This is a genomic window from Burkholderia sp. BCC0506, from assembly GCF_902833145.1.
In the GTDB taxonomy this organism is placed as follows: Bacteria; Pseudomonadota; Gammaproteobacteria; order Burkholderiales; family Burkholderiaceae; genus Burkholderia.
On record NZ_CADFEN010000036.1, the window covers coordinates 1 to 467 of the forward strand.

Below are 467 nucleotides of genomic sequence, written 5' to 3' on the forward strand. Positions count from 1 at the left end.
CCGTTAGCATACGAGAAAGGCACGCTTTCCGGCCCCGTCGCAAACTGCAGCGGATTCGCATACGTGTAATTCAGCCCTCCCCCCAGGGGGTTCGTGAAGATCAGATTCCCACCCGCTTTGGCCGCCTGAATCTGCGCTTGGCATGCCGCGTTAGCTCCTCCCGCACACGCCTGCGCCAGATTCTGATCATTCTGGGCCGACAAGGCAGCGAGCTGGTTCTGCTGATTACAGGCCGGCCCTGAGCCCCCTTGCTGCTGACATGAGGCCGCCGCCTGTTCATACTGCTCCTGCTGCGACAGCGTCATTGAGCTTGGCCGCACATGACTCAGCCAGTTGTTCTGCGTTTCGTTCTGCGCCGCCGACACCGCGCCTTGAACGTTGAACCCCAATGCGCCTGCAACCGAAGCGCTCACTAGCGTTTCGATCACATTCAGCACTGGCGCTGGAATCCTGCCCGTCGCATCGAT

General features: G+C 60.6%; 1 protein-coding gene. It reads right to left on the minus strand.

All coding sequences use genetic code 11. From position 1 onward, the window contains the following. A partial coding sequence (locus HWX62_RS32845; RefSeq protein WP_347879949.1) for a DUF6862 domain-containing protein occupies positions 1–437 on the minus strand: 437 nt, incomplete at its 3' end. Positions 438–467 lie beyond the last annotated feature (30 nt).